The sequence below is a fragment of the Micromonospora sp. NPDC048894 genome (genome assembly GCF_040649765.1).
GTDB lineage: Bacteria > Actinomycetota > Actinomycetes > Mycobacteriales > Micromonosporaceae > Micromonospora > Micromonospora antibiotica.
In genome coordinates this window covers 41,317-62,274 of record NZ_JBEZFY010000018.1, presented here as the reverse complement: position 1 = coordinate 62,274, position 20,958 = coordinate 41,317, and the positions used below count along the sequence as shown (strand labels likewise).

General features: G+C 73.7%; 16 protein-coding genes. 8 read left to right on the top strand and 8 right to left on the bottom strand.

The window, feature by feature from the left end; genetic code table 11:
• Window positions 1-108 precede the first annotated feature (108 nt).
• Complete coding sequence (locus tag AB0C22_RS28285; RefSeq protein WP_357537961.1) at window positions 109-2,247, top strand: alpha-galactosidase; 2,139 nt, start codon at window positions 109-111, stop codon at window positions 2,245-2,247.
• 86 nt (window positions 2,248-2,333) lie between these two features.
• Here AB0C22_RS28285 and AB0C22_RS28280 read toward each other — a convergent pair whose 3' ends face one another.
• Window positions 2,334-3,725 (bottom strand): cellulase family glycosylhydrolase, encoded by a 1,392-nt coding sequence (locus AB0C22_RS28280; RefSeq protein ID WP_219468868.1) that lies wholly within the window; start codon window positions 3,723-3,725, stop codon window positions 2,334-2,336.
• Between the two features lie 394 nt (window positions 3,726-4,119).
• Between AB0C22_RS28280 and AB0C22_RS28275 the strand changes: the two genes are divergently transcribed.
• Both AB0C22_RS28275 and AB0C22_RS28270 read left to right on the top strand, forming a co-directional pair.
• Window positions 4,120-5,082 (top strand): TIGR03557 family F420-dependent LLM class oxidoreductase, encoded by a 963-nt coding sequence (locus AB0C22_RS28275; RefSeq protein ID WP_219468866.1) that lies wholly within the window; start codon window positions 4,120-4,122, stop codon window positions 5,080-5,082.
• A 209-nt stretch (window positions 5,083-5,291) separates the two neighbouring features.
• On the top strand, window positions 5,292-6,047 hold the full coding sequence (locus tag AB0C22_RS28270) for an alpha/beta hydrolase (RefSeq protein ID WP_357537959.1): 756 nt from the start codon (window positions 5,292-5,294) through the stop codon (window positions 6,045-6,047).
• 509 nt (window positions 6,048-6,556) lie between these two features.
• Here AB0C22_RS28270 and AB0C22_RS28265 read toward each other — a convergent pair.
• The 6 genes from AB0C22_RS28265 to AB0C22_RS28240 all read right to left on the bottom strand — a co-directional run bounded on the left by AB0C22_RS28265 (window position 6,557) and on the right by AB0C22_RS28240 (window position 11,922).
• The gene (locus AB0C22_RS28265; protein ID WP_357537957.1) at window positions 6,557-7,417 is read right to left on the bottom strand and encodes an endonuclease/exonuclease/phosphatase family protein; all 861 of its coding nucleotides are present in this window, start codon (window positions 7,415-7,417) and stop codon (window positions 6,557-6,559) included.
• Window positions 7,418-7,427: 10 nt separating this feature from the next.
• The gene (locus tag AB0C22_RS28260) at window positions 7,428-8,921 is read right to left on the bottom strand and encodes a phosphatase PAP2 family protein (RefSeq protein ID WP_357537955.1); all 1,494 of its coding nucleotides are present in this window, start codon (window positions 8,919-8,921) and stop codon (window positions 7,428-7,430) included.
• Window positions 8,922-9,003: 82 nt separating this feature from the next.
• A complete protein-coding gene (locus AB0C22_RS28255; protein WP_219468857.1) occupies window positions 9,004-10,005 on the bottom strand; it encodes a YihY/virulence factor BrkB family protein in 1,002 nt (333 codons plus the stop codon).
• Window positions 9,998-11,005, bottom strand: coding sequence for a diacylglycerol kinase family protein (locus AB0C22_RS28250; protein ID WP_219468853.1), 1,008 nt, complete (start codon window positions 11,003-11,005; stop codon window positions 9,998-10,000). The genes AB0C22_RS28255 and AB0C22_RS28250 overlap by 8 nt, the downstream gene beginning before the upstream one ends.
• A 102-nt stretch (window positions 11,006-11,107) precedes the next feature.
• Complete coding sequence (locus AB0C22_RS28245; RefSeq protein WP_357537952.1) at window positions 11,108-11,689, bottom strand: Clp protease N-terminal domain-containing protein; 582 nt, start codon at window positions 11,687-11,689, stop codon at window positions 11,108-11,110.
• The gene (locus AB0C22_RS28240; RefSeq protein ID WP_219468848.1) at window positions 11,686-11,922 is read right to left on the bottom strand and encodes an HTH domain-containing protein; all 237 of its coding nucleotides are present in this window, start codon (window positions 11,920-11,922) and stop codon (window positions 11,686-11,688) included. The genes AB0C22_RS28245 and AB0C22_RS28240 overlap by 4 nt, the downstream gene beginning before the upstream one ends.
• A 115-nt stretch (window positions 11,923-12,037) precedes the next feature.
• On the opposite strand from AB0C22_RS28240, the gene AB0C22_RS28235 reads away from it, so the two are divergent.
• From AB0C22_RS28235 to AB0C22_RS28220, 4 genes are all read left to right on the top strand, one after another.
• Window positions 12,038-12,871 (top strand): PP2C family serine/threonine-protein phosphatase, encoded by an 834-nt coding sequence (locus AB0C22_RS28235; protein WP_208569914.1) that lies wholly within the window; start codon window positions 12,038-12,040, stop codon window positions 12,869-12,871.
• Window positions 12,872-12,924: 53 nt separating this feature from the next.
• Entirely contained in the window at window positions 12,925-13,755 is an 831-nt protein-coding gene (locus AB0C22_RS28230) for a universal stress protein (protein WP_219468846.1), read from the top strand.
• A 126-nt stretch (window positions 13,756-13,881) separates the two neighbouring features.
• Window positions 13,882-16,284: a phosphoketolase family protein gene (locus AB0C22_RS28225; protein ID WP_219468843.1), complete on the top strand. Its 2,403-nt coding sequence runs from the start codon at window positions 13,882-13,884 to the stop codon at window positions 16,282-16,284.
• A 73-nt stretch (window positions 16,285-16,357) separates the two neighbouring features.
• Window positions 16,358-17,224: a universal stress protein gene (locus tag AB0C22_RS28220; RefSeq protein WP_219468841.1), complete on the top strand. Its 867-nt coding sequence runs from the start codon at window positions 16,358-16,360 to the stop codon at window positions 17,222-17,224.
• 167 nt (window positions 17,225-17,391) lie between these two features.
• Here the strand turns inward: AB0C22_RS28220 and AB0C22_RS28215 are convergent, their stop codons facing one another.
• Window positions 17,392-19,731, bottom strand: coding sequence for a heavy metal translocating P-type ATPase (locus tag AB0C22_RS28215; protein WP_219468837.1), 2,340 nt, complete (start codon window positions 19,729-19,731; stop codon window positions 17,392-17,394).
• Between the two features lie 184 nt (window positions 19,732-19,915).
• Here AB0C22_RS28215 and AB0C22_RS28210 point away from each other — a divergent pair, with 184 nt between their 5' ends.
• A complete protein-coding gene (locus AB0C22_RS28210; RefSeq protein ID WP_255597936.1) occupies window positions 19,916-20,926 on the top strand; it encodes a nitroreductase family protein in 1,011 nt (336 codons plus the stop codon).
• The last annotated feature ends 32 nt before the right edge of the window (window positions 20,927-20,958 follow it).

Genomic DNA, 20,958 nt, shown 5'->3' with positions numbered 1-20,958 from the left:
GGCATATCGCTCTCACGCGAATGATGTCCCCCTGGCCGCCGCAACGACAGTGACGACGCCGCCGACGTGCCCGTACCGCCGACGTGCCCGGATCCGGAGATGAGCGCCATGACCCTTCCCACCGTGCTTCACCTGCGCCGGGGCCGCACCAGCCTGGTGCTCGACGCGCGCGGCCCGGGACTGCCCCGGATCGTGCACTGGGGGGCCGACCTCGGTCCGGTGCCCGCCGACGACCTGCCGGCCCTGGTCGACGCCACCGTGCCGCCGGTGGTGCCGAGCAGCTTCGACGCGCCGACCGTGCTGTCCCTGCTGCCCGAGGCGAGCGCCGGCTGGAGCGGCCGGCCCGGCCTCGCCGGCCACCGCGCCGGCCACGACTGGTCCACCGCATTCCGGCTCGACAGCCTCGACGTCGACGACCCGGGTGGGGCGGCGCGGGTGAGCGTGCGGGCGACGGACCCGGGCGTCGGGTTGACCCTGACCGTCGAGATCACCCTCGACCCGGTCGGGGTGCTGACCGTGCGGCACCGGCTGCGCAACGACGCCGACCAACCCTACGAGGTACGCGAGCTGACGCCGGTGCTGCCCGTGCCGCCGGTCGCCACCGAACTGCTCGACCTCACCGGGCGCTGGTGCCGCGAACGCGCACCGCAACGGCACACATGGTCGCAGGGCGCGTGGGTCCGCGAGGGGCGGCACGGCCGCACCGGGCACGACGCCACCCTGCTGCTGGTCGCCGGCACCGCCGGGTTCGGCTTCGGCCACGGCGAGGTGTGGGCGGTGCACACCGCGTGGAGCGGCGACCACGTGACCGTCGCCGAACGCCGCCCGACCGGGGAGTCCACCCTGGGCGGCGGGGAGCTGCTCGCCCCCGGCGAGATCGTCCTCGGCCCCGGCGACGAGTACGCCACCCCGCTGCTCTACGCGGTGCACTCCCCCGCCGGGCTGGACGGGCTCAGCGACCTGCTGCACACCCACCTGCGGGCCCGACCCGGCCACCCCCGCACGCCGCGCCCGGTCACCCTCAACGTCTGGGAGGCGGTCTACTTCGACCACGACCTGGACCGGTTGCGGACCCTCGCCGACCGGGCCGCCGAGGTGGGGGTCGAGCGGTTCGTCCTCGACGACGGCTGGTTCACCGGCCGCCGGCACGACCGGGCCGGCCTGGGCGACTGGCAGGTCGACGCCGACGTCTGGCCCGCCGGCCTGGGGCCGCTCATCGAGCATGTTCGCGGGCACGGCATGCAGTTCGGGCTCTGGGTCGAACCGGAGATGGTCAACCCCGACTCGGAGCTGTACCGCGCCCACCCCGACTGGGTGCTCGCCGCCCCCGGCCGGCTACCCCTGCCGTGGCGGCACCAGCAGGTGCTGGACCTGGCCAACCCGGCGGCGTACGCGCACCTGCTCGGTCGGCTCGACGCGCTGCTCACCGGGAACCCGGGGATCAGTTACCTCAAGTGGGACCACAACCGGGACCTCACCGAGGCCGGGCACGCCGGCCGGCCCGGGGTGCACGCGCAGACCCTGGCGGCCTACCGGCTCTTCGACGAGCTACGCGCCCGGCACCCGCACCTGGAGATCGAGAGCTGCTCGTCCGGCGGGGCCCGGGTCGACCTGGAGATCCTGCGGCGCACCGACCGGGTCTGGGCCAGCGACACCAACGACGCCCTGGAACGGCTGTCCATCCAACGCTGGACCGGCCTGCTGCTGCCCCCGGAACTGGTCGGCACACACATCGGCCCGGGGCGTTCGCACACCACCGGCCGGGTGCACACCCTGGGCTTCCGGGCGGTCACCGCGCTCTTCGGCCACCACGGCATCGAATGGGACATCGTCGCGATCGACGCCGAGGAGCGGGCCGAGCTGACCGCCTGGGTGGCCCTGCACAAGCGGCTCCGGCCGCTGCTGCACACCGGGCGGGTGGTGCGGTTCGATCATCCGGACCCGGCCGTACAGGCGCACGGCGTGGTCGCCCACGACCGCTCCCGCGCCGTGTACGCGGTGTCCCGGGTGGCCACCTCCGGCACGCAGACCCCCGGCCCGGTCCGCCTGCCCGGCCTCGACCCGACCCGCCGCTACGCCGTCCGCCCCGCCGATGGGGTGCCGCAGCCGGCGGCGATGCAGATCACCGAACCCCGCTGGCTGCCCGGCGTGACGCTGGGCGGCGCGGTGCTGGCGACGGTGGGTCTGCACCTGCCGGCCCTGCACCCGGAACAGGCCCTGCTGCTGGAGGTCGACGCGGTCGACTGACCGGCCGCCGGAGGCAGGGCGCCACCCCGGCGAGGACGGTGGTGGCCGGGCCCCAGGGGACCCGGCCACCGGTGCTGCGGAGGCGGTCAGCTCGCGGTGCAGGTCACCGTGGGGGCCGGGTTGCTGCCGGTCCAACTGCCGATGAAACCGAAGGCCGCGCTGGCCCCGGCACCGAGCCGGCCGTTGTAGTCGACGTTGCGCGCGGTCACCGTGCTGCCGCTGCTGCTCAGCGTCGCGTTCCAGGCCTGGCTGACGGTCTGGCCGTTGGCGTAGGTCCACTTCGTCGTCCAGCCGTTGATGGCCGCGCTGCCGGCGGTCACCTTGACCTCACCCTGGAACCCGCCCTGCCACGAACCGATGATCGTGTACGTCGCGGTGCAGCCACCGGTCGCCGGCGGGGTCGTGACCGGCGGGGTGGTGGGCGGCGGGCTGGTCGGCGGGGTCGTGGGCGGGGTGGTCGGCGGCGTGGTGGGCGGCGTCGTCGGGGTGGTGCCGGAGTAGACCGACGCCTCCTTCGCGGTCGACTTGATGCCGTTGACGCCGTTGAAGATCCGCTGCCCCCAGGTGGTCAGGGCGGCCGGGTTGAAGTTGGTGGTCATGTCGAGGTACTCCACGCCACCGCCGTTGCCGCTCCACGACCAGCCGAGGTAACCGATCCCGTTGGCCTGGGTGTACGACAGGATGGTGTCCTCGTCGGGGTTGCCGTCGGAGTGGTCGAAACCGAACTCGCCGACCACGATGGGCAGCTTGGCGGTGCGGAACCGGCCCAGGTAGTCGCTGATCTCGGCGGCGGTGTCGAAGACGCCGTACATGTGGATCGAGAAGACGGTGTTCTTCTGCGGGTCGGCGGCGAACACCCCGGCCGCGTTGTCGCGCATGGTGAACGACCAGTCCTGACCCCAGTTCGGGGCATCCACCATGATCGTGTGGGTGATGCCGCCGGCCCGCAGCCGCTTGATCGCGTTGGCGTTGTCGGTGGCCCAGGTGGCGTAGCCCTGGTTGCCGTACGGCTCGTTGCCGATGTTGACGATGACGTACCGCTCCTGGCCCTGCAGGGCGCTGGCGATGCTCAGCCAGTAGTCGACCGCCCGGTCCAGGGTGATCGCCCCGGCCTGCTCGCCGTAGCCGGTGGTGTCGTGCACCTCCAGCACGCAGATCAGCTTGTTGGCCTTGCAGAGCGAGATGACGTTGCTGACGTCGGCGGCGGTGTTCTTGGTCCAGCGGTCACCGCTGGCCAGCACCACCCGCACGGTGTTCGCACCGAGCGCCTTGATGTTGGCGAAGGAGGTGGTCTGCTGCGGGTACCAGGTGTGGGCGTGGTTGACACCACGCATGATGAACTCGTTGCCGTTCGCGTCGTAGAGCTTGCCACCGGAGACCGTGAAACCGGCTGCGGCCTGGGCCGGCTGACCGAAGGCGAACACGGCGGCGAGGACGGTGAGCAGGGCGACACCGGCGACGGAAAGTCGCTTCTTCATGGGTTTCCTCAGGAAGGGTCGACCCCGTTGCCCTGGCGGGGTGGCGATGCTGGTGGGTGGCGCTCGGCTGCAGCCCGACAGCCGCCGCCGGAACTCCCTGGCCGCGTGCGGATCAGCGTATGCCGATGGAGCCGGGAAGGCAACCGGTTAAGTTGCTGACGCGTTTCCCGCCGGGCCTGTGGCGACCCACACCGACCATGGGCCGCCACAGGGGGCAGTCATCCCCACCACAGGATGTGACACCACCAGCCTGAACCGGTTAAGTCGGACCCTAGACCCCCCTCCCGGGACCGTCAAGGGTCACCCGGTCGGGCGAGCCGGCCGCACCGGCGAGGTTGACCGGCGTCGCGCAGGGGTATCCGGTGACGATCGTCGCCCGGGAGGAGAAACCAGGATGGTCCGCGTCGGCTACACCCTGATGTGCGAACAGACCGGCCCCAAGCAGTTGGTCGACCACGCGGTACGGGCGGAGGCAGCCGGCTTCGACCAGCTGGTCATGTCCGACCACTACTACCCGTGGCTCGACGCGCAGGGCCACTCCCCGTACGCCTGGTCGGTGCTGGGCGCGGTCGCCCACGCCACCAGCCGGGCCGAGCTGATGTCCTTCGTGACCTGCCCGATCCGCCGCTACCACCCGGCGGTGGTGGCGCAGAAGGCCAGCACCATCGGGGTGCTCTCCGACGGGCGGTTCACCCTCGGCCTCGGCGCCGGGGAGAACCTCAACGAACACGTGGTCGGCGGCTGGCCGCACGTGCAGCAGCGGCACGAGATGTTCTCCGAGGCGCTCCAGATCATCCGTCCGCTACTCAACGGCGAGACGCTGACCTTCTCCGGCAACCACTTCGACGTCCCCGACGCCTACGTCTGGGACCGGCCAGGACGCCCCGTACCGATGGCCGTCGCCGCATCCGGACCGTCGTCTGCCGCCCTCGCCGCCGAGTACGCCGACGGCATCGTCGCCACCGAACCCGACTCCCGGATCATCCAGCTCTATGACGACGCGGGCGGCGCCGGGCAGCCCCGCTACGGCCAGGTGGCCATCTGCTACGGCCCCGACGAGGCCGAGTGCCGCAAGATCGTGCACGACCAGTTCCGCTGGTTCGGCAACGGTTGGAAGGTCAACGCCGACCTGCCAGACCCGGATGCCTTCGCCGCCGCCACCCAGTTCGTCCGGGAGGAGGACGTCGCCGACGGTATCCCCTGCGGTCCGGACGTCGAACGGCACGTCGAGGCGTTCCGCGCCTTCGTCGACGCCGGTTTCACGCACGTGGCGATCGTGCAGGTCGGCGGGGACAGCCAGCCGATGTTCCTGGACTGGGCGCAGGAGAAGTTGCTGCCCCGACTGCGCGACCTGTGACCTCCGTGGCGGGTCGGGACGGGTCGCGTACCCGTCCCAATCCGCACCCGACCGGCGTCGGCCCCGGCGCGTTGCGGCGCGCCCTCGCCGCGCCGCGCCCGACGGCCGGCCTGGATCGGCACCCCGCCCACACTCCCGGCCCCGCCCACACGTCCTACCCTGTCACCGCGCCGGGCCCGGAGGTTGCCGGGCCCCGGGTGCGGGCGGCGTTGACAAGCGAGTTCCGTCTCGTCGACCGGCTCCGCACGCACACCCGGCGCTCCGCCGACCCGGTGGACCCCGACACACCCCCCGTGCTGCTGGTGCACGGGCTGGCCGTGTCGCACCGCTATCTCACCCCGCTGGCCGAGACGCTCGGCACCACCCACCCCGTGTACGCGCCGGACCTGCCCGGCTTCGGGCTGAGCGCCCACCCCGGCCACGCCTACGACCTGCGGCAGCACGTCGCCCACCTGCTGGCCTGGCTCGACGCGTACCGGATGCCGCCCGTCTGCCTGGTCGGGCACTCGTTCGGCGCGGAGGTCGCCGCCGCGCTCACCGTGGCCCGCCCCGGAGCGGTCCGGGCACTGGTGCTGGCCGGGCCGACCAGCGATCCGACCGCGCGGTCCCGCCGGGGGCTGGTCGGGCGGTGGCTGGTGGACACCCTGCGGGAGCCGCCCTGGCAGGTGCCGATCCTGTGCCGCGACGTCCTCGACGCCCGGCCGTGGCGGGTCGCCACCACCGTCTCGCACTCGGTACGCCACGCGGTGGAGGCGGACCTGGCCCGGATCACCGCGCCCACCCTCGTGCTCGCCGGGGAACGCGACCCGATCGTGCCGCCCCGGTGGCGTGCCCAGGTCACCCGGCTGGTGCCCGACGCCCGACTGGTCACCGTGCCCGATGCCGCCCACAACGTGCTCACCACCGCCCCCGGGCCGGTGGCCGGGGCAATCCGCGACCTGCTCGACCCGAACCCGGGAGGGTGAGCCATGCGCTTCGGTAACACACAGATCCGACCCCTCGGCGGCGGCTTCGGCTGCCTCCTGATGATTCTCTTTTCGGTGCTCGCCTCCATCGCCCTGACCGTCCTGGTCAACCTGCTCCTCTGACGATGGCGGAACCGGCTCGGGTGCCGCACCCCGACGTAGTGCCCCACCGCGCCGAACGACAGGAGGACCGCCGAGCGGCGGCTGCCGCACATGCGGCATGGTGGGTACCACTTGCCCGGAGTAGACATGCCTGCTTGTCATATTTATGCCCCAGCGGCATAAGGGCATGCCGAGGTGGTGGCTCCGCTCCCCCACCGGACAGGGTGCCGCGTCGCCGACCGGACAGAGTGCCCGCGTCGCCGACCGGGCGGGCCACCCAGCCGCAACGGCACCGGGACGAGCGCGGCCAGGGCGGTGACCAGCGCGGCTCGCCGCAAAGAACAGCACGGCTCGGTGCGATGAACAGCACGGCGGCGTGCAGCCGCCAGGCATCCGCGACGAGCCCGTCAGGCCGGATCGAGGTCCAGCTCGGCGACGACCGGGTAGTGGTCGGAGGCGTACTCGGTGTCGCCGCCGCGTACCACGTGGACGTCGCGCAACCGGGCGGCGAGCGCCGGGGTGCCGAGGAGGTAGTCCAGCCGCATGCCGGAGAACTCGACGCCACCGCCGTGCCGGGTCGGCGCGGTCAATCCGACCTCGGCCGGGCCGGCGACGTGGGTCGGATCGGCAGGCCCGCCGACGCGGGGCAGCTCAGGCGGCCCGGCGGCGTGGGTCCAGAGGTCGACCAGGCCGGCGGCGAGCAGCCGGGCCACCGCCCGGGTGTCCACGGTCCGCCCGTCGCGGCGCAGGTGCCGCCGCCGGTACGCCGCCGGCAGCCGGGCCACCCGGTCGGCGTGGTCGGTGCCCGGGTCCAGGGTGTTCAGGTCACCGGCGAGCAGCGCCAACTCCCCCGGCACGCGGCCTACCGCACGGGCGAGCCAGCCGGCCTCGATGCGCCGCCGCAGCCCGGTGTACGGGTCGAGGTGGGTGCCGAACACGGTGAGCGGGCCGGCGGTGGTGGCCAGCTCGACCCGCTGCGCCGCGTGGTGCAACGGCCGACGGACCGGCCCGGCGGAGCGGATGCGCCACGGCGGGCGGACCAGCACCGCCACCGGCTGACCGAAGCAGCTGCGGGCCAGGTGGGGGCGCATCCCCACCCGGTCGGCGAACCCGGCCAGCACCTCCGGCCGGTCGAAGCCGCGCAGCTCCTGCACGGCCAGCACGTCGGGGGCCTGCGCGGTGACGACCCGGCACACCAGGTCCCGCCGGTCGGGGCCGGCCCGGTCCCGACCGCCGGTCCTGATGTTCCAGGTCATCATCCGCAGCACGGTGGCCGGCTCACCCGGGACGGCCGGCCTTGGCCAGCTCGTCGTCCAGCTCGTCGACCTGTTCCGACTCGATCTCGGGCCGGTTGCCCTCGTAGACGTCGGCGTTGGGTCGGATCACCCAGTAGAGCAGGCCGATCCACAGGCCGCTGAGGATGAGCGCGCCCATGAAGTCGGTCGGGTGGTGCATGCCCCGGTACATCCGGGAGACCGCCACCCCGACCGGCATGATCACGGCCATCGCCACGAAGAGCCACCGCCACCAGCGGTCGGTACGGACGAACACGATGATCGCGATGACCAGCCAGAGGCAGGTGGTCGCGGCGATGTGCCCGGACGGGAAGGACGAGGTGGGCATCTGCCCGTCGAGGTTCTCCACCGCCGGGCGGGGCCGGTCCACCACCCGGGCCGAGGCGAGGAACAGGCTCAGCTCGCCGAAGAGCGCCAGCACCACGAAGAGCACCGGCCGCCACCGCTTCCAGATGGCCAGCACCAGCGGGCAGAAGACCAGCGAGACGATCAGGATGGCGTGGGTGTCGCCGAACTTGCTCCACCACCAGCTCAGCTCGGTGAGGAAGTCGGTGTGCCGGGCGGCGAACCAGCGCGGGACGTCGGTGTCCAGGGTCTCGAAGATGGTGCCCTTGGCGTGGTAACTGACGTAGCTGCCGAAGGCGTAGAGCGCGCCGAAGACGATCACCCAGCCGACCAGCAGCTCGGCTACGGCGGAGCGCGGGTGCTCCAGCACGTGCTCCTCGGCCGGGGCGGGGGTGATCTTGTCACCGGCCTCCGGTTCCAGCCCCTCGCTCAGCGGCGGCACCGGCCGGCCACGCTCGCGCCGCCACACCCGGAAGGCGTACGCGGTGACACCGAGCCAGGCCGCGCCGAGCAGCCAGCCGCCGATCACGTCGGAGACGAAGTGCACGCCGAGCGCGATCCGGGTCAACCCGATCAGCGCCACCAGCACGGCGACGATGGCGATCGCCGGCTTACGCCAACGGGGCGCCATGGCGGGCAGGAAGACCAGCAGCAACGCCCCGTACGCGACGAACGAGCCGAGCGCGTGCCCGCTGGGGAAGCTGTTGCCGGGTGCGCTGGCCACCGGGACGTCGACCACCGGGCGGAGCCGGCCGACCAAGGCCTTGAGCGACGGGTCGAGGATCAGCCCGCCCACCCCGGTCACGATCAGGTAGACCGCCAGCCGGGACTGGCGACGGATCAGCAGGGTGACCACGGCGATCGTGACCAGCCAGATCAGCACCGGTCGGCCACCCAGGTCGGTGACCGCCTGGAGCACGGTGACCAACGCGTGGTGCGGCGCGACGAGCCCGTTGAACCATTCGGCCGCCTCGTGGTCGGCGTGGTACATCGGGCTCCACTTGAACCGGACGAGCATCAGCAGCAGCCCGAAGGCCACGCCCGCGCCGGCCACGGCCAGCAGGCCGGCGACGCTCCGTTCGGCGAAATGGCCGAGCGGCCGTCGGGCCGTCGTGTCCTTGACCGCGGTCACCCCGCACCTCCCTGCGTCAACGTGGCGAGGCGCGCTGTACCCGATTCTGCCGTCCCGTACACGCCCGTCCGGTGTGGCGGGCTCAGAGTGCGGTCATGTCACCGGTGTCGAGCAGTTCCTCCCGCTCGGCCTCGGGCTCCCACAGGTCCGGCTGGGCCGGCTCCGGAGCGCCGATCCGCATCGCCTCCAACTGGGCGGCGAACGACAACCCGCCGAACAGCGCCATGCCGGTGAGGTTGGCCCACAGCAGCAACGCCATCATCCCGGTCAACGCCCCGTACGTCTGGCCGAAGCCGCCGCTGAACTTGACGTACGCGGCGAGCAGCAGGCTGGCCAGCCACCACAGGGCGGTGGCGATGCCGGCGCCGAAGTAGAGCCAGGACAGGCCGGGCTGCTTGCGTCGGGGCGCGTGCCGGAAGATCACCGCCACCGCGACCACGGTCAGCACGAGGCTCAGCGGCCAGCGCACCACCTCCCAGAGGCCGGCGGCGAGATCACCCCACTCGTAGTGGCGCTGCACCGACTCGCCCATCGCCCCGCCGCCGACCAGGATCAGGAACCCGGCCAGCGCGGGCAGGCCGGCGACCACGGCGAGCACCGCCGCGCGCAGGTACTTCCACAGCGCGGGGCGGTCCCGTTCGACGCCGTAGATCCGGTTGGCGCCGCGCTCGATCTGGGCCATGGTGGTGGTCAGCGCCACCAGGCCGGTGATCAGGCCGAGGGTCAACGCCAACTCGCCGGTGCTCTCGGTGCGGTCCCCGTCGCCGAGGAGATCCTGCACCACCTGCTCGCTCTGCCCGGGGGTCAGCGCCAGCACGGTGTCGGCGACCACCCGGCCGCCCTCCTCGACACCCAGGTCGCTGATCAGGCCGGTGAGCGCGATCAGGAACGGGACCACGGCGAGGCAGAGTTGCAGGGCGAACGCGCGGGAGTGGCTGAACCCGTCGCCGTAGCGGAACCGGATGAACGCGTCCCGCAGCAGTTGCCAGCCACCGAGCCGGCGCAGCGTACGCCAGGCGTCGTCGGCGGAGAGTGCGTCCGACGCCATCAACCGGGTCTCGGGGACGAGCTTGGTGCTACTCACGGCGGGCTTCCTCGATCAGCTTCTCGCCGCGCTGCGCCGCCGCGTCGGCGTCGTACGCCAGATCCGGGTCCTGGGCCGGGCGCGGCACGCAGAGCCAGAGCGACCCGGGTCTGATCTCGGCGGTCAGGGTCCGCCCCGGTGCGATCAGGTCGCCGTCGAGCTGCCGGGGCTGGGCCCGGTTGCTGGTGATGACGACCTTGCGGGCCCGCTGGACCTCCATCTGCGGGACGCTGCCCTGCCGGCGGACCAGTGCCCAGCCCATGGTGAGCCAGTGCCGCAGCGTACGCGGGGTGAGCACGGCGACGTCGAGCCAGCCGTCGTCGGGCTCGGCCTCGGTGAGCAGGCGCACCCCACCCTGGAGCCGCCCGACGTTGGCGATCAGCACGGAGCGGGCCCGGCGACGCATCGGCGGCCGGTCGTCGATGCGGATGGTGACCCGCATCGGCCGGTCCCGCAGGTGTTTCGCGGCCCCCACCACGTACGCGGGCCAGCCGATCCGGGCCTTGGTGGTCTCGGAGGTGTCCGCCAGCATCTGCGCGTCGAAGCCCATCCCGGCCATCACCGCGAAGCATCGGTCGTCGACGACGCCGACGTCGAGCCGGCGTCGTCCGCGCTCGACGGCCACCTGGAGGCCGGCGGCCAGGTCGTTGGAGAGCCCGAGGTTGGCGGCGAGCAGGTTGCCGGTGCCCTGGGGCAGCACGGCGAGTTCGACGTCGGTGCCGGCGAGCGCGGTGACGCAGGCCATCACGGTGCCGTCGCCGCCGCAGGCGAAGACCAGCTCGGCCCCGGCGGCGACGGCCTGCTCGGTCTGGCCCCGGCCGGGGTCCTCGGCGGTGGTCTCGTACCAGGTCGGGGCCGGCCAACCGGCGGCGGCGAGCGCCTCCTCCACGGTCGCGCGGAACTCGTCGAGATCAGTCACCTTCGTCGGGTTGACCACCACCGCCGAGCGCGGGGCGCGGTCGCCGTCGGTCACCGTACGCTTCTGCTCTGCACCGTCCACGGCGTCAGTGTGCAGCACCCCGGCCGGGTCAGCGACCCGACGACGACCGACGTTGCATTGACCGCAAACAGGTTTGATCCGGGTTGGGACCTACTCGACCGGTCAGGCCGCCGTCCGCAGCGCCAACTCGACCCGTCGGCGCAGGTCGTCGAGGTCCACGCCCGCCTCGGTCAGCACCACCGCCCCCAGGCCGCCACCCTCGCGGAGCACGCCGAGCAGCAGGTGTTCGGTGCCGATGTGCCGGTGCCGCAGCCGGAGCGCCTCGCGTAGCGCCAACTCCAGCGCCTTGCGGGAACGGGGCGAGAAGGGCCCGCCGACCGGCCGGCGCAGCGGCCACCGTCGACGTGGGGCCGGGGCCGCCTCGCGCAGGGCGTCCGGGCCGAAGTTGTCCTCGATCCGGGCGACGATGGCCGCGAGGTCGATGCCGATCTCGCGCAGCGCGGCCGCGTCCGCCTCGCCGAGCCCGAGCCCGCCATCACCGACGTGCCGCCGGATCCGGGCGCGAAGGTCGTCGGCGTCGACGCCGGCGGAGGTGAGCACCCGGCTGGCGAGCGCATCGGTGTCGGCCAGGACGGCGAGCAGCAGGTGTTCGGTGCCGACGGGACGTCGCCCGTCGCGCTGGGCCTGTTCGACCGCGCTCCGGACGACGGCGCGGGCCCGATCGGTGAACCGCTCGAACATCATTCCTCCCAGGTTCCTCGGACCGCCGGTCGCCCGGCGTGCTTCTTGTGGACCGCCTGCCGGCTCACCTCGAGCGCGTCGGCGATCTCCTGCCAGGACCAGCCCTGCCGTCGGGCGTTGTCCACCTGGACCACCTCCAGCCGTTCGAGGAGCCGACGCAGGGCGAGCACCGCGCGCAGGCCGACCCGGGGGTCGGTGCTGCCGGCGGCTGCCGCGAGTTCCGTTGCCCGACTCATGCTGTCAACTTACGTTGACAATTCGGCCCTGTCAACCATAGTTGACGCACCCGACCTGCGCCGACACGACGCCGGACACCCCGGTCCAGGCCCGCGACGGTGCTACCGTCCGCTGGTGTTCCGTCGCCGCACCACCGACCAGCCCATCGAGGCGGCCCGCCGGCTGCCCGTCGGCCGGATCGAGTGGGAGATCGCCGGCGGCACCGTGGCCGGTCACCGCTACTCGGCCAACTTCGACGTCCTGCACGTCGACCCGGAACTACCGTTCGCGGTGGTCGTCGACGGCATGGGCGAGGGCGAGGGCAGCCGGGTCGCCGGCAGCACCGCGCGGGACACGCTGCGCGAACTGGTCCACGCCGGCTGGCCGGCCGTCGGCCCCCGCGAGCTGCGCGCCGCCGTCACCGAGGCCCAGATCCGGGTACGCCGGGCCGGCGCCGCCGTCGACGAGCTGGCCGGCTGCACGCTGACCGCGCTGCTCGCCGCGCCCGACGGCGAACTGGCCTGGATCGTCCAGCTCGGCGACTCCCGGGCCTACCGGCTGCGCGACGGGCTGCTGGAACTGGTGACCGTGGACCACACGATGGCCTGGCTCGGGGTGCTGCACGGCTGGTGGCCGGCGAACTCCCGGGAGGCGTCCCGCGCCCGCTACCAACTGCTGCGTTACCTCGGCCACCCCGACCGGCCCGACCCGGACCTGCTCGGGGTGCCGCTGCGCCCCGGCGACACCTGGCTGCTCTGCACCGACGGGGTCAGCGACCAGCTCGACTACCACCGGCTACGCGAACTGCTCGCCGAGCCGGACCCGACCCGGGCGGTACGCGCCCTGCTCGCCGCGAGCCTGGCCGAGGGCGGCAGCGACAACGCCACCGCCGTCGTGCTGCGCGTACACCCGGGGACCGGACCGACCCGTCCGGCTGATCGGGCTCCACCGCCCCCCCGGCGCGACTAGCGTCGGTGGGGACGGCGCGGGGCGTAGGTGCGGGCGCCCGGGAGGTGAACCGGATGACCGGGTCCACGGGCGGGCCGGTGGTGGTCGGTGTCGGGCCGGCGCCGACGGACCTCACGACGGTCCGGCTGGCCGCCCGGGAGGCCGCCGCGCACGGCCGGGACCTGGCCCTGCTGCACGCCTTCGACTGGGAGGCCGCGTTGGCCGGCCCGTCGGTCGCCGGCAGCCGCGACGCCGCCGAGGAACTGGTCGCCCGGGCCGCCACGGCCGCGAACGATGTCGAACCAGGGCTGCCGGTCAGTGGGGAGATCGTCGAGGGGGCACCGGTCGAGGCCCTGATCCGCCGTTCCGGGACGGCGTTCCTCGTGGCCATCGGGGACGGCGGGATGGCCGGCCGCGGCGGCTGCGTACCCGCCGACGCGCCCGCCGTGCAGCTCGCCGCCCGTGCCGGCTGCCCGGTGCTGGTGGTCCGCCGCGACCCACCGCCCCCGGGCCCGGTGCTGGTCGGCGTGGACGGCTCGCCCAGCTCCCGGGCCGCGCTCGCCTTCGCCTTCGGCTGTGCCGCCCGCCGCCGGGCCCGGGTCATCGCGGTACGGGTGATCGAGCCGGGACGACCCGACGACGGCGACGACGTGCTCGGCACGCTGGTCGGCCAGGCCCGCCGGCACCATCCGGACGTGCCGGCGGAGTGCCACACCGTACGCGGCGATCCGGGGACCGTCCTGGTGGAGCAGTCCCGGTCGGTGCAGGTGGCGCTGGTCGGCGCCCGGGGCGACCAGCCGGGGCGGGGGATGCTCGGCGAGGTGAGCCAGACCCTGCTCTACCACGCGCCCGCGCCGGTCATCGTCGTCCGTGGGTTGGTTTCCGCCGGGGCGGGCGGGGCATGACGACCCGGCGAGGGCGGGACCAACGGCCCTGACCGGTGACCGGGCAATCACGAAGACTGGGTCTGCCCGGGGCGAATCGGCGCTTCCGGGTGCAGAACTCCCCGACCCGCGAGAGGCTTTGGCAGCATGGACACCGCTCTCGACCTGCACAGCCCCCTGACCGACGACGAGCTGCGCCGGCTGGACGCCTACTGGCGGGCGGCGAACTACCTCACCGTCGGGCAGATCTACCTGCTCGACAACCCGCTGCTGCGCGAGCCGCTCGCCCCCGAGCACGTCAAGCCCCGGCTGCTCGGCCACTGGGGCACCAGCCCCGGCCTGAACCTGCTCTACGCCCACCTCAACCGGGTCATCGTCAACCGGGACCTGTCGGCGATCTTCGTCACCGGCCCCGGCCACGGCGGCCCGGCGCTGGTCGCCAACACCTGGCTGGAGGGCACCTACAGCGAGCTGTACCACTCGGTGAGCCGTGACGAGACCGGCATGCAGCGGCTGTTCCGCCAGTTCTCCTTCCCCGGCGGCATCCCGAGCCACGTCGCACCGGAGGTGCCGGGCTCGATCCACGAGGGCGGCGAGCTGGGGTACGCCCTGAGCCACGCCTACGGCGCCGCCTTCGACAACCCGGACCTGCTGGTGGCCTGCGTCATCGGCGACGGTGAGGCGGAGACCGGCCCGTTGGCGGGCAGCTGGCAGTCCAGCGTCTTCCTCAACCCGGCCCGCGACGGCGCGGTGCTGCCCATCCTGCACCTCAACGGCTACAAGATCGCCAACCCGACGGTCATGGACCGGATCCCCACCGAGGACCTGCTCAACCAGATGCGCGGCCACGGCTACCAGCCGTACCTGGTCGCCGGGGACGACCCGACGCAGGTGCACCAGCTCCTCGCGGCCACCCTGGACCGGGCCTGCGACGAGATCGCCGAGATCCAGCGGGTGGCCCGCTCCGGCGGCCACGTCGAGCGCCCCCGCTGGCCGATGATCATCCTGCGGACCCCGAAGGGCTGGACCGGCCCGGCCCAGGTCGACGGCAAGCAGGTCGAGGGGACCTTCCGCGCCCACCAGGTGCCCATCGCCGAGGTGCGCGACAACCCGGAGCACCGGGCCGAGCTGGAGCGCTGGCTGCGCAGCTACCGTCCGGAGGAGCTCTTCGACGCCACCGGCGCCCCGGTCGCCGAGCTGACCGCGCTGCCGCCCAAGGGCGAGCACCGGATGAGCGCCAACCCGGTCACCAACGGCGGGCGGGTGCTGCGGGACCTGACCCTGCCGGACTTCCGCGACTACGCCGTCGACGTCAAGCAGCCGGGTGAGCCGGTGGTCGGCGCGGCCGGGGTGCTCGGCACCTGGGTCCGCGACGTGATCACCGCCAACCCGCAGACCTTCCGGCTGTTCGGCCCGGACGAGGTCGCCTCCAACCGGCTCGGTGCCGCGTTCGAGGTCACCGACCGGGCCTTCGACGGCCGGATCGAGGCCACCGACGACCACCTCTCCCCCGACGGCCGGGTGATGGAGGTGCTCTCCGAGCACCTCTGCGAGGGCTGGTTGGAGGGTTACCTGCTGACCGGCCGGCACGGCATCTTCACCAGCTACGAGGCGTTCATCCACATCGTCGACTCGATGGTCAACCAGCACGCCAAGTGGTTGAAGGTGACCCGGGGCATCCCCTGGCGGGAGCCGATCGCCTCGCTGAACTACCTGCTGTCCAGCCACGTGTGGCGACAGGACCACAACGGTTTCTCGCACCAGGACCCGGGCTTCATCGACCACGTGGTCAACAAGAAGGCCGAGGTCGTCCGGGTCTATCTGCCGCCGGACGGCAACACCCTGCTCTCCACCATGGACCACTGCCTGCGCAGCCGGCACTACATCAACGTGGTGGTGGCCGGCAAGCAGCCCGCCCCGAACTGGCTGACCATGGACGAGGCGGTCCAGCACTGCCGGCGCGGCCTGGGCATCTGGGACTGGGCCAGCACCGACGACGGTCAGGAGCCGGACGTGGTGCTCGCCTGCGCCGGTGACGTGCCGACCCTGGAGACCCTCGCCGCCGCCGACCTGCTCCACCAGCACCTGCCCGAGCTGAAGGTGCGGGTCGTCAACGTGGTCGACCTGATGCGGCTCCAGCCGTCGTCGGAGCACCCGCACGGCCTGCCGGACAACGAGTTCGACACCATCTTCACCCGCGACAAGCCGATCATCTTCGCCTACCACGGCTACCCGTGGCTGATCCACCGGCTCACCTACCGCCGGGCCAACCACGACAACCTGCACGTGCGCGGCTACAAGGAGGAGGGCACCACCACCACGCCGTTCGACATGGTGATGCTCAACGACCTGGACCGCTTCCACCTGGTCATCGACGTCATCGACCGGGTGCCCGGCCTGGCCGCCCGCGCCGCCCACCTGCGGCAGGAGATGGTCGACACCCGGCAGGCCTGCCGCGACCACACCCGCCGCCACGGTGAGGACGACCCCCGGGTCGCCGAGTGGCGCTGGATCCGGGAGACCCAGCCGCAGCAGCTCGACGGGCAGTGACACCTCCGGGGTCCGTGGTGGGCCGGTCACCGGCCGGCCCACCACGCCCCACCAGCCAGGAAAGGACGAGACGATGAACTCCGACGAGATCCTGGTCGGCTACGACGGTTCCGCCGACGCGGGCGTCGCCGTGGACTGGGCGCTGGCCGAGGCGCGGCGCAGCGGACGCCCGGTCCGGCTGGCGTACGTCTTCGAGTGGATGACCGTCGCCGGCTGGGTCGGCCCGGGGGTGGCCCCCGGGGTCTGGCCGGACGACGACGCCCGACGGCAGGTCGAGGAACTGGTGCACAAGGCCGCCGCGGACGCCACCGCCGCCTGGCCCGGCGTCACCGTGCACGGCGAGGTCTTCGACGGCCCGCCCGCGCTGGTGCTGGAGGAACGCTCCGCCGAGGCCGGGCTGCTGGTGCTCGGCAGCCGGGGCCACGGCGGCTTCACCGGTCTGCTCGCCGGCTCCACGGCGGTGTCGGTGGCCGCCCACGCGCACTGCCCCGTGGTGGTGGTGCGGGAGGCGCAGGCCAAGGTCGACGGGCCGGTGGTGGTCGGCTACGACGGCTCCGATCAGGCCGTCACCGCGCTCGGGTTCGCCGTGGAACGGGCCGCGCAACGCGACGCCCCGCTGCGGGTGCTGCGGGCCTTCGAACCGCCGGACGACCGCTGGCGGCCCTCCGACCCGGACGCCGAGGCCCGGCTCGCGGCGGACCGGGCCGAGATCGACCAGGCCCTCGCCGGGTGGCGGGAGACCTTCCCGCAGGTGCCGGTCACGGTGGAGATCGCACCGGCCCGGCCGGCCGCCGCGCTCGTCGAGGCGAGCCGGGACGCACAGCTCGTGGTGGTCGGCAGCCGGGGACGGGGCGGGCTGCGCGGGATGCTGCTCGGCTCGGTCGGCCAGCAGCTCATCCAGCACGCGCACTGCCCGGTAGCGGTCGTCCGCGAACGCTGACCACCCCGACCGGGGCGGCTTTGCGTGATCAACTTGCGGGCCGATGTCGCGGTGTCCCGAACGACCTGACACCGCGACATCGGCGGCCGAGGGCCGCGAGGGCGTGGCGGCGTTCCGCGAGCGGCGGGACGCCGCCTGGGTACCGACGGTTTGAGCCGGCGAGTGGATCAGGACCCTGGGGTGGGCGGGGCGGGATCGAGGGAAAGGTAGTCCTCCTCTTCCCCGGCCAGGTGCAGGCGCAGCACGGCGTCCAGTCCGTAGAGGCTGGCGAGCAGGTCGGGCACCTGGTCGGGGCGCAACCGCCCGTCGGCCCGGGCCAGGTGACCGCCGATCCGGTCCACCAGCCCGTGGATCTCCACGTGTTCCCGACTCATCGTGGCCGTCGCCTCGTCGCCGCCCAGCGGGCCGGCCAACGCCGGATAGAGCTGCCGCTCCTCGGCGTCGGCGTGCGGCAGCACCTCGTCGGTCAGCCGCCGGTGCGTGTCGCGCAGCGCCGGCAGGCACCCCTCGGCGGTCGGCCGGGTCGCCACCAGGTCGGCGGTGTCACGTACCCGGGCGAGCACGTCGCGTACGCCGGCATGCTGGCCGGCGTACCGGTCGAGCAGGGCGCGGGTGGTCGGCGGCACGTCCCGACGGCGCAGCCCACCACGCAACGCCCGCAACGCGTTGAGGATGACCAGCACGTCGATGCCCTCCTGGAGGAAGGCGCCCGCCACCGGCGGCAGCCGACCGGCGGCGGCGACCAGCATCGCGAGCACCGCCAACCCCATCCCGACGGCGGCGCTCTGCACCGCGATCCGGCGGGCGTGGCGGGCGATCTCGACGGCGTCGGCGAGCCGGTCCAGCCGGTCCACGGTGATCACCGCGTCGGCGACGTCCGCCGACGCGGTCGCCCCGGTCGCCCCCATCGCCACCCCGACGTGCGCCGCCGCCAACGCGGGCGCGTCGTTCACCCCGTCACCCACCATCACGGTGACCGCCCGCCGCGACTCCCGCCGGACCCGGTCCACCTTCTCCTGCGGCGAACAGCGGGCCAGCACCTCGTCCACCCCCACCAGCCGGGCCACCTGCTCGGCGGTACGCGGCCGGTCCCCGGTGAGCAGCAGCAACCGGGACAACCCGGCCTCCCGCAGCCGGCGTACCGTCCGGCGGGCATCGGGACGGACCGGGTCCGCCAGCAGGATCGCGCCGAGCGGGCCCTGGTCGCCGCTCACCCACACCGTCGACCAGCCGGCCAACTCGGCCCGGTCCCGGGCCAGCTCCGCCCAGCCGGGCAGGTCACCACCGAGCTGCCCGACCCGCACCAGCCGGCCGTCGACCCGGCCGCTCACCCCGCGCCCCGGCTCCTCGGTCACCTCCGTCGGCGTGGCCAACGCCAGCCCCCGCTGGCGGGCCTGCCGCACCAGCGCCACGGCCAGCACGTGCGGGGAGAGCTGCTCCACCGACGCGGCCAGCCGCAGCACCTCGTCCCGGTCGCCGCCGGGAGCGACCACCGTCTCCGCCGCCCAGGGCCGGCCCGCCGTCAGCGTGCCCGTCTTGTCGAGCAGCAGGGTACGGGCCCGGCCGAGCAGCTCCAGCGAACCACCGTCGCGCACCAGGACACCCCGCCGGGCCACCCGCGACAACCCGGAGACGATCGCGATCGGGGTGGCCAGCAGCAGCGGACACGGCGTCGCCACCACCAGCACCGCGACCGCCCGGACGAACTCCCCCGACCACACCCCGGCCACCGCGGCCAGCACCAGGGTGAACGGGACGAACGCCGCCGCGTACCGGTCGGCGAGCCGTACCGTCGGGGCCCGGTGGGCGGTCGCCTCCCGCGCCAGCCGGACGATCCCCGCGTAGGTGCTGCCCGCCGCGTCCCGGGTGGCCCGCAGACCCACGGCGGCACCGGCGTTGACGACCCCGCTGGGCACCTGTTCCCCGGCGGCCCGGCCCACCAGTTGCGACTCCCCGGTCACCACCGACTCGTCCAGCATCGCCGGGGCCGTCAACACACCGTCCACCGGCACCACGTCCCCCGGCCCGACCAGCAGCTGGTCACCCACCGCGACCCGGTCCAGTCCGATCACCTCGACGCCCCCGTCGGGGGTACGCCGCCGTGCCCGCCGGGGTGCCCGCTCCAGCAGGGCACGCAGGTCGCGGGTCGCCCGCCCCTGCGCGTACGCCTCCAGTGCCCGCCCCGTCGCCACCATCACCGCGATCACCGCACCGGCCAGGTACTCCCCGACGAGCAGCGCACCGGCCAACGCCAGCACCGCGATCACGTCCACCCCGAACCGCCGCCGCCACAGCTGACGCAGCACCGCCCAGACCGCCGGCACCAACGCCACCAGGGTCGACGCCGCCCAGACCACGTCGGCCGTTCCCCGCCGACCGGCCGCCCACAGGACCGCCCCGACCAGCACCGCCCCGGCGAGCAGGGTCAGCGGCGTCCACTCACGCCAACGCGCCCGACGCCGGCCGACCGGTCGCCCCGGAACGCACTCCCGCTGTTCCGTGCCCACCTGCGGATCGTCCCAACGGCACCGCGTCAGTGGCGCCGAACGGGAAAACGACAGGCCGAAGTGCCCGTCCGGGTGGGACCTGCCGCCGTGTCCGTACCGGGGCGGACGGGGCAGGATGGGACGGTATCCCCGCCCGTGGACCGACCGGGTGGGGCACGATGGGAGAAACGGAAAGGTCGTGCCGATGAGCCACCAGACGCCCGCGACGGACCGCCCGCTGACCACCGCGCTCGCGGAGGCAGCCGCGACGGCCGGCCACGCCCCGTCGGTGCACAACACCCAGCCGTGGCGCTGGCGGGTCCTGCCGGACGCCCTGGAACTGCGGGTGGTCCGGGACCGGCAGCTCACCGCCGCCGACCCGGAGGGCCGCCTGCTGGCGCTCAGCTGCGGCGCGGCCCTGCACCACGCCCGGGTGGCGTTGGCGGCCGAAGGCTGGACGGCGGTGGTCGAGCGGCTGCCCGACCCGCAGCAACCGGACCTGCTGGCCCGGTTGACCGGCCTGACCCCTGCCGGGGCCGACCCGGACGCGATGCGGCTGGTGCAGTGCATGCAGGTCCGGCACACCGACCGCCGGCCGGTCAGCGACGAGCCGGTGCCCGCCGAGGTGGTCGACGACATCACCCGCGCGGCGGACGACGAGGGCGCCCGGTTGCAGATCCTCGACGCCGACCAGGTGATGGAGCTGGCCGCCACCGCCTCGCACGCCGGCACCGTGGAGGCGGAGGACCCGCAGACGCGCGAGGAGTTGCAGTACTGGACCCACCGGGCCGACACCGGCACCGGACTGCCGCCGGAGGTGCTGCCGCAGGACCAGCCGCAGACCACCGTCCCGGCCCGCGACTTCGGCAGCCCCGGCAACCTCCCGGTGGGGCCGGGGCACGACAAGGCCGCCGTCTACGGGCTGCTCTACGGCGACGAGGACGAACCGGACAGCTGGCTGGAGGCCGGTGAGGCACTCTCCGCACTGTGGCTGACCGCCACCCGGCACGGGGTGTCGGTGGTGCCGCTGTCCGGCGTGGTCGAGGTGCCCGGCACCCGGCAGAAGCTGCGGCAACTGCTCAGTGGGCTCGGCTACCCGTACCTGGTGCTGCGGATCGGGCTCGCGGACCCGGCGCACGCCGGCCCGCCGCACACCCCGCGGCTGCCGGCCGCGCAGGTGGTCGACACCTCCGCGGTACGCGACCAGCGGTCCTGACGATCTCGTGCCGGGCGGTCACCGGGCGCTAA